The 7,827-nt window shown below is 35.8% G+C and carries 8 protein-coding genes and 1 tRNA gene; all 9 read left to right on the forward strand.

From position 1 onward, the window contains the following. A partial coding sequence (locus tag EVJ48_09210) for an NADH-quinone oxidoreductase subunit I (GenBank protein ID RZV37272.1) occupies positions 1-465 on the forward strand: 465 nt, incomplete at its 5' end. Positions 466-533: 68 nt separating this feature from the next. Continuing rightward, a complete protein-coding gene (locus EVJ48_09215) occupies positions 534-986 on the forward strand; it encodes an NADH-quinone oxidoreductase subunit J (protein ID RZV37279.1) in 453 nt (150 codons plus the stop codon). Positions 987-1,019: 33 nt separating this feature from the next. Further along, a complete protein-coding gene (nuoK, locus tag EVJ48_09220; GenBank protein ID RZV37273.1) occupies positions 1,020-1,313 on the forward strand; it encodes an NADH-quinone oxidoreductase subunit NuoK in 294 nt (97 codons plus the stop codon). A 20-nt stretch (positions 1,314-1,333) separates the two neighbouring features. Further along, complete coding sequence (locus tag EVJ48_09225; GenBank protein ID RZV37274.1) at positions 1,334-3,217, forward strand: NADH-quinone oxidoreductase subunit L; 1,884 nt, start codon at positions 1,334-1,336, stop codon at positions 3,215-3,217. A gap of 73 nt (positions 3,218-3,290) precedes the next feature. Further along, complete coding sequence (locus EVJ48_09230) at positions 3,291-4,838, forward strand: NADH-quinone oxidoreductase subunit M (GenBank protein RZV37275.1); 1,548 nt, start codon at positions 3,291-3,293, stop codon at positions 4,836-4,838. Next, positions 4,831-6,384: an NADH-quinone oxidoreductase subunit N gene (locus EVJ48_09235; GenBank protein RZV37276.1), complete on the forward strand. Its 1,554-nt coding sequence runs from the start codon at positions 4,831-4,833 to the stop codon at positions 6,382-6,384. The genes EVJ48_09230 and EVJ48_09235 overlap by 8 nt, the downstream gene beginning before the upstream one ends. Continuing rightward, positions 6,381-7,274 (forward strand): 4-(cytidine 5'-diphospho)-2-C-methyl-D-erythritol kinase, encoded by an 894-nt coding sequence (gene ispE, locus EVJ48_09240; protein RZV37277.1) that lies wholly within the window; start codon positions 6,381-6,383, stop codon positions 7,272-7,274. Before EVJ48_09235 ends, ispE begins: the two co-directional genes overlap by 4 nt. Positions 7,275-7,311: 37 nt before the next feature. Further along, positions 7,312-7,575 carry a septation regulator SpoVG gene (spoVG, locus tag EVJ48_09245; GenBank protein ID RZV37278.1) on the forward strand — a complete coding sequence of 88 codons (264 nt, stop codon included), beginning with the start codon at positions 7,312-7,314 and terminating at the stop codon, positions 7,573-7,575. A gap of 52 nt (positions 7,576-7,627) precedes the next feature. Continuing rightward, positions 7,628-7,702 (forward strand) — tRNA-Gln (locus EVJ48_09250). The last annotated feature ends 125 nt before the right edge of the window (positions 7,703-7,827 follow it).

The following is a 7,827-nucleotide window of genomic DNA, read 5'->3' on the forward strand; positions in this document are numbered from 1 at the left end:
TTAATAGGTCTTAAAACGACTATTAAAACTTTTTTTCAAAAACCCGTAACGTTTCAGTATCCAAAGGAGCATCTAAGGATAGCCGAAAGATTCAGGGCTTTTCCTCATCTTAACGTTAACGGCGACGGCTCTTTAAGATGCGTAGCTTGTATTTTATGCGAGACCGTCTGTCCGTCCGAAGCGATAAAAATAAAAACCGGTTACGTGGACTACGGATTAGAACACGAACTTACGGAAAGGCAAAAACATAATCACAGTTTAGACAATTTAAAACAAGGAATTTACAATGACGGAAGACGTCATCCGTCTTCATTTGAAATCGATTTATTAAGATGTATCTGTTGCGGTTACTGCGAAGAAATATGTCCCGAGGAAGCTATCAGTCTTGGAACCGATTACGAGGTTGCATTTTATACGCGGGATGAAGGCATTTACGGCATAGATAAATTAATTAAATCTAGATAAAACTTGAGGTATTAATCGTGGAAGCACTATTCTACATTTTTGCATTTATAGCTATTTTTTCTGCGCTGATGGTTATATCTATGAAAAATCCATTGACTTCAGCGCTTTATTTAGTACTTTGTTTTTTTGCGCTTGCAGGTTTCTACGTGCTTTTAGATATGCAGTTTCTTGCCGTAATGCAGATACTGGTTTATGCCGGAGCGATAATGGTTCTTGTAGTATTGGTTATAATGTTGTTAAATATTTCTAGATTAAACGCCGTAAAGACGGATTTTCATCAGAAAATTATCGGAATCGTAATTGCAATAGTTTTGTTTGCGGAAATAGTTATATATACGGTAGGCGGAAAGACCAAAAAGCCTACCGGCATATTTACTCACGCGGTAATAAATAAAATCGGCAATACGCAGGTCATAGGAAAATTTTTATTTACTAAATATACTCTGTCTTTTGAAATTGCTTCTATACTGCTTTTTGTAGCGATTATAGGGGCATATTTATTTGCCAAGAAAAAACTTTAATAAAATAACGGCGGTAAATAAGGTGATAAATTTATGAATAACTATTTGATAGTAGCTGGAATAATTTTTTGTATCGGCGCTCTCGGCGTTCTTATGCGGAAAAATTTAATAATTGTTTTTATGAGTTTAGAATTGATGTTTAATGCCGCAAATCTCGGCTTCGTAGCGGTATCTAACCGTTTAAATCTTATTTCCGGCGACGTATTCGTCATTTTCGTAATGGTGGTAGCGGCTGCCGAAGCTGCAGTAGCCCTGGGTATTATAGTTGCTTTTTACAGGGAAAAAGGAACTGTGGACATGGATAAAGCAAACGAATTAAAAAATTAATATAAAAGGTAGTTAATAAAATGGATTTTAAAACATCTATTACTTGGCTCATTCCGTTATTTCCGCTTGCGGGGTTTCTGTTATGGGGTTTGTTCGGAAGATATATTAAAGGGCTTTCAGGATATTTAGCCAGCGCTTTCATTGGAATATCCTTTATTTTGTCAGTTATTTTGTTTTTTATAGTCGCATATTCTCACGGCTTTACCGATACTCTTTATCCATGGGTACATGCAGGAACTTTAAAAGTTGGAGTTTCTGCAGTTATAGACAGGCTTTCCGTAATTATGCTAGTGATGGTTACCGGGGTAAGTACTCTTGTTCATATATACTCTATAGGATATATGCAGGACGATAAAGGTTTTTCGAGATATTTTTCTTTTTTAAATTTGTTTGTGTTTTCTATGATAATGCTGGTTATGTCTAATAACGTGCTTTTACTATACGTATTTTGGGAAGCGGTCGGATTTTGCTCCTATATACTTATTGGCTTCTGGTATGAAAAAAAGTCTGCCTCGGATGCAGGCAAAAAAGCATTTATAGTAAACAGAGTCGGGGATTTTGGGTTTGCAACGGGAATATTCCTTTTATTTATGACGACTAAAACTCTTAATTACGAAAAAATATTTGCTATGGTGCCTACATTACCGACGCTGACCGTAACCGTTATAGCGCTTCTGTTATTTGCAGGAGCTGTAGGAAAATCGGCACAGTTCCCTTTGCATGTATGGCTGCCGGACGCTATGGAAGGTCCTACTCCCGTCAGCGCGTTGATACATGCAGCAACAATGGTCACAGCAGGAGTATATATGATAGCAAGATTTCACGTGCTGTTTTCATATTCGCCTACGGCCTCTGAAGTCGTTCTCATAGTAGGAACGTTCACTGCATTTTTTGCGGCGTTTATAGCTCTTACCCAGTATGATATAAAAAGAATAGTTGCATATTCTACTGTCAGTCAGCTGGGTTATATGTTTATGGCGGTAGGCATAGGTTCATATACGGCAGGCATGTTTCATCTTATATCCCACGCTATTTTTAAAGGACTGCTTTTTTTAACGGCGGGCAGCGTAATGCACGGACTTTCGGGAGAATTGGATTTAAGAAAAATGGGCGGATTATACTCGAAAATGAAAACTACCGCGATAACTTTCATAGTAGGCGGTCTAGCGCTGTCGGGTATACCTCCGTTTTCCGGTTTTTTTTCTAAAGATGCTATATTGGCGGATGTTTATAATAAGGGTTATTATTTTGCATGGGCTGTAGGAGAGATAACGGCATTAATGACGGCATTTTATATTTTCAGGCTGATATTTTTAGCTTTTTTTGGAGAGTCTAAAGTAGATAAGGGTTTACATGTGCATGAATCTCCGAAAATTATGACGATTCCTATGATAATAATGGCTGTTTTTGCTTCTACTATTGGTTTTCTGGGAATACCGCCCTTAAATCATTCTGTATTTTATAAATTTTTGCATGTTGATTTTCTGAATGCTAAAAATTTTGCGCCTATAGTAAATAATATGCCTTGGTACGCACTTAGTTCTATTTCCGTGGCTGCGGGTTTAATCGGAATATATATAGCATATTTATTGTATATTAAAAAGGCTGTAGATCCCGAAAAAATCAAGAATATGTTTAAACCGGTTTATGAACTTTCTTATAATAAGGTTTATATAGACGAAATATATGATTTTCTAATCGTCAAACCAATGCTTGTTTTTTTTGATTTTCTCTGGAAAATCGTGGATATTAAGATAATAGACGGCGCAGTTAACGGGATTGCCGGAGCATTCGGTAATTTTTCGGTTAAAGCTAGAAAAATTCAAAACGGTATGCTGATGAGCTATATTTTGACGCTTTCTATAGGCGTTGCGGCAGTTCTTTTTTATTATTTTATCAGGTAACGACAATATATATAAAATTAACGCGGTAAGGATAACATATAAACTATAAAGGATATTAAAAATGGCTTTTTTTATGAAATACATTTTAACTATACTGATTTTTTTTCCAACCGTCGCCGTATTGATATTGCTGCCTATAAATAAGAAAAATGAAGGGCTTTTGAGAAACCTTGCGACGTTTTTGTCGCTCGCAGAGTTTATAGCTTCATATTATCTATTTATCTATTTTAAGCCTGATACGTATAAGTTTCAATTCATAGAAAAATTTAACTGGATACCGTCGTTCGGCGCATCTTATTTTTTGGGTATCGACGGCGTAAGTCTTTTTTTAATTCTTTTAACGACTTTGCTAACGTTCGTATCTTTGTTGTCAAGTTACAGGTACATAAAAGACCATGTTAAAGAATTCGTTATTTTGATGCTTCTGCTGGAAACATTTATGTTAGGTACTTTTGCTGCGTTGGACGTTCTGCTGTTTTACGTTTTCTGGGAATTTATGCTGATACCTATGTATTTTATAATAGGAATGTGGGGTACCGGAAAAAGAATATATTCTGCGGTAAAGTTTTTTCTTTATACCCTTGCCGGCTCTTTAGTAATGTTATTCGGCATAATTTATATATTTATAATACATTATCAACAGACGGGCAATTTTACGTTCAATTTAATTAAGTTGTATAATACCAATATTCCGGTAGGCTTGCAGATATTGCTGTTTATAGCCTTATTTCTTGGGTTTGCGATTAAAGTCCCCATTTTTCCGTTTCACACGTGGCTGCCCGATGCGCATACCGAAGCCCCTACCGCAGGCAGCGTTATACTTGCCGGCGTTTTATTGAAGTTCGGAATTTACGGATTTTTTAGGTTTGCAATACCTTTACTTCCGAATGCAGCGCTAATTTTAGCTCCGTATTTAGTGATAATAGGCGTTATAGGAATTTTATACGGCGCATTTGTTTCTATCGTTCAAAAAGACCTTAAAAGATTGGTCGCATTTTCCAGCGTTTCGCATATGGGCTTCATAATGGTGGGATTGTTTGCATTGACCGCCGTAAGCATAAACGGAGCGGTTTATCAGCTATTAAATCATGGAGTAGATACCGGAGCGTTATTTCTTTTTGTAGGTATGATTTATGAAAGGATGCATACGAGGCAGATTAAAGATTTAGGAGGAATAGCGAAAAAAGCTCCTATTTTAACCGTTTTATTCTTAACTTCCGTGCTGGCCTCAGTCGGACTGCCCGGTTTAAACGGTTTTATCGGCGAATTTTTAATTTTAATAGGTTCGTTCCGCTCATATCCTGCGTTGACGATTATTGCAACCAGCGGTATCATTTTTGCGGCGGTTTACTTATTATGGATGTTCCAGAGAGTGATGTTTCAAGCTCCTCACGAGCAGACAGAGCCGTACAATCATCATCTTGAGTCTTTCGACGATATGAACCTTAGGGAAATTATAACCGTTTTGCCTTTAATAATATTGATGGTCTTAATGGGATTTTATCCTGCTCCTTTTTTAGACAGAATAGGTCCTTCGGTTTTACATTTTTTAACTATGCTCAATCATCACAAGATTTTATATAATGCCATAAAAATAAAGACGGGGTTATCCAATGCATAATATTATGCCTGCAATATACGGATTAAATTCTTTGGAAAAAAGCATGATAAGCATTATACCGGAAGCGGTAATAATACTATTTGCTTTTATAGTACTATTTTTAACGTTTTTTGAAAAAATAGCAAAAAGCAAAAATTCGTATTATCTGTCTTTAATCGGCATAGCGTTTTCAATTTTATACGTCGCTATGCTGTCGGGAAGAAATTTGACGGGATTTTACGGGTCAGTAGTATTTAACGGCTATGACGTATTTTTATTTATTGCTATTTTGTTGTCTGGTTTTTTAACCGTCCTTGTTTCTAAAGATTATATAGAAAATTTCGATGTCCCTTATCCTGAATATTACAGTATAATTCTTTTTGGAATATCGGCGATGATGTTTTTGGTGTCATCCAATAATTTGATAATGGTCTTTATATCTTTAGAATTTATGTCTATTTGCGCATATATACTTACCGGATATATAAGAGGAAACACGCGCAGTACGGAAGCTGCGCTTAAATATCTTATACTGGGAACTTTTGCATCCGCTTTTTTAATTTTCGGGTCTGTATTTATTTACGCTGCAGTCGGACACCTGAACTTAAGTTTAATACATTCCTATTTGGAAAACATTTCCTACGGTAAAAACGGCAGTACTTCTATTTTAAGCGGTATGGGCGAATATCTTTCCGTCGGACTTTTACTTTTTACTGTAGGATTAGCCTTTAAGATGTCTTTATTTCCTTTTCACGCTTGGACCCCGGACGCATACGACGGCGCACCTACTCCGATAACTTCTTTTATGGCAACCGGAATAAAAGTAGCTGCTTTTGCAATATTTTTAAGAATTTATCTGCTCATTTATAATTTTAACGTTATCAATTTCAACGATATTCTCTGGATCCTTGCCGTTTTGTCGATGACTTTTGGAAATATAGCGGCTATTTTATCTTCAAACATTAAAAGACTTTTAGCATATTCTTCGATAGCTCAGGCAGGCTACATACTTATAGGAATAATAGGCGGCGGATTTTACGGTTATTCCGGCACGCTTTTTTATCTTTTTGCATATGTTTTTATGACGGCGGGAGCTTTTGCGGTAGTTATAATATTTGAAAATTCCGATATTGTTTCTTTGGATATAAAAAAATATACCGGTATAGGATATAAATATCCCTTTATTTCGGCGGCTATGGCTTTCTTTATGCTGTCTCTTGCGGGAATACCGGTTACTTCGGGATTTATGGGAAAATTTTACGTATTTTCGGCTGCCGTAAAATCCGGCTATTATTGGTTAGTTTTTATCGCTTTGCTTAACAGTGCTTTTGCGGCATATTACTATATCAAGATAATAGTTAAAATGTATATGCCCGATAAGGAAGATTCTGCCGTTTCATGTATAGAGGCTGAAGGTAAAAATTACGGAATAGTTAACGGAAATATAAGTGAAGGAATAATGCTGGCCATAATAATATGCCTGTTTTTTACGCTTATAATGGGTGTTTATCCTCAAATATTTATTAATTTCGCCAATTATTCTGCTGCTTCTTTAGCTTCTTTATGAAAGATATAGTTTATTTCGCTCCCGCCAAGGTTAACTTTTCTTTAAATATCGGTAAAAAAGAATCATGCGGACTTCATAAAATAGTTTCTCTTATGAGAAAAATTAACGTTAAAGATAAGATAACGTTTAATTTAACGGACGGACAGTATAATATTAAAACGGTTGCAGGCTCAAATTTAAAAAACAAAATTTCGGAACGCGAACTTCAATCGCTCTCCAACGAGGGTAACATAACTATAAAAACTGCCAAGCTTTTTTTTAATACGCTAAACGTAAGAAATAAAGGAATAGATATATTAATAGAAAAAAATATTCCTTTTAACGCCGGCTTAGGCGGCGGCTCAAGCGACGGAGCAGGACTTTTATTAAAATTAAATGAAATTTACGGCAACCATTTAGATAAATTAGAATTAACGAAAATAGCTTTAAAAATCGGATCGGACGTCCCCTTTTTTCTTACCGAGAAAGATGCAGTAGTATCCGGTTTCGGCGAAAAAATAGAAGAAATTGAATCAAGCGCTCTTATGAAGTACTATATAGTTTTAGTAATACCCGATTTCGGAATAAGCACAAAAAAAGCATATGACGATTACGACGATTTTTTGTTGACAAATAAGTCAAATTATTATAATATTCAATACTTAGGCTTTAAAGAATTAAAATTAAAAAACGATTTCGAAAACGTTATATTTGCAAATTATAAGGTTATAAAAGAAATTAAAGAATCTATGATTTTAAACGGAGCGGAAATTTCTCTTTTGTCAGGCAGCGGCTCTGCCGTGTTTGGGGCTTTTACTTCGGAGCATAGTGCTAAAGAATACATAAGTAAAATAAAATCGTTTAATTTTAACAACATAGTGCATTTGATTTTTTTGACGGAAACTTTATAAACTATTACTCAACCGATTTCATTTTGGAGGGATTTTTATGCAAGTTACAGAAGTTAATGTTTTTCCTGTTAATGAAGAAAAATTAAAAGCCTATGTTACGATTACGTTCGATAATTGTTTCGTAGTAAGGGACCTTAAAATTATTAACGGAAAGGACGGTTTATTTGTCGCTATGCCAAGCAAAAAAAGAAAAGACGGCACATTCAAAGACACGGCGCATCCTCTTAACAACGAAACAAGGGATATGATAGAGACGGCGGTGCTCGCGTCTTATGAAACCGCGGTAAGCAATCAGGAATAGTTCGTGATTTTCGGTTCACAACTTATAAGTTGTGAATTTTTATATTTTAATTTGGGGTGTCGACAAGCGGCAAGTCACAGGATTTTGATTCCTGCATTCGGAGGTTCGAATCCTCCCGCCCCAGCCAGCAGAATGTAAATAGAAAAGATAGAAGTTAAATAAATTATAATGTTGAGTATGGGATCACGACCGAAGGGAGTCATCCTCCCGCCCCAGCCAGCAGAATGTAAATAGAAAAGATAGAAGTTAAAT

This window comes from Candidatus Acidulodesulfobacterium acidiphilum (assembly GCA_008534395.1).
GTDB classification, from domain to species: Bacteria; SZUA-79; SZUA-79; order Acidulodesulfobacterales; family Acidulodesulfobacteraceae; genus Acidulodesulfobacterium_A; species Acidulodesulfobacterium_A acidiphilum.

What these genes read in the sequence shown, in the direction of transcription:
- spoVG (RZV37278.1), top strand. Translation starts at nt 7,312, where the DNA reads ATGCAAGTTACAGAAGTTAATGTTTTTCCTGTTAATGAAGAAAAATTA.
- EVJ48_09215 (RZV37279.1), top strand. Translation starts at nt 534, where the DNA reads ATGGTTATATCTATGAAAAATCCATTGACTTCAGCGCTTTATTTAGTA.
- EVJ48_09225 (RZV37274.1), top strand. Translation starts at nt 1,334, where the DNA reads ATGGATTTTAAAACATCTATTACTTGGCTCATTCCGTTATTTCCGCTT.
- EVJ48_09230 (RZV37275.1), top strand. Translation starts at nt 3,291, where the DNA reads ATGAAATACATTTTAACTATACTGATTTTTTTTCCAACCGTCGCCGTA.
- ispE (RZV37277.1), top strand. Translation starts at nt 6,381, where the DNA reads ATGAAAGATATAGTTTATTTCGCTCCCGCCAAGGTTAACTTTTCTTTA.
- EVJ48_09235 (RZV37276.1), top strand. Translation starts at nt 4,831, where the DNA reads ATGCATAATATTATGCCTGCAATATACGGATTAAATTCTTTGGAAAAA.
- nuoK (RZV37273.1), top strand. Translation starts at nt 1,020, where the DNA reads ATGAATAACTATTTGATAGTAGCTGGAATAATTTTTTGTATCGGCGCT.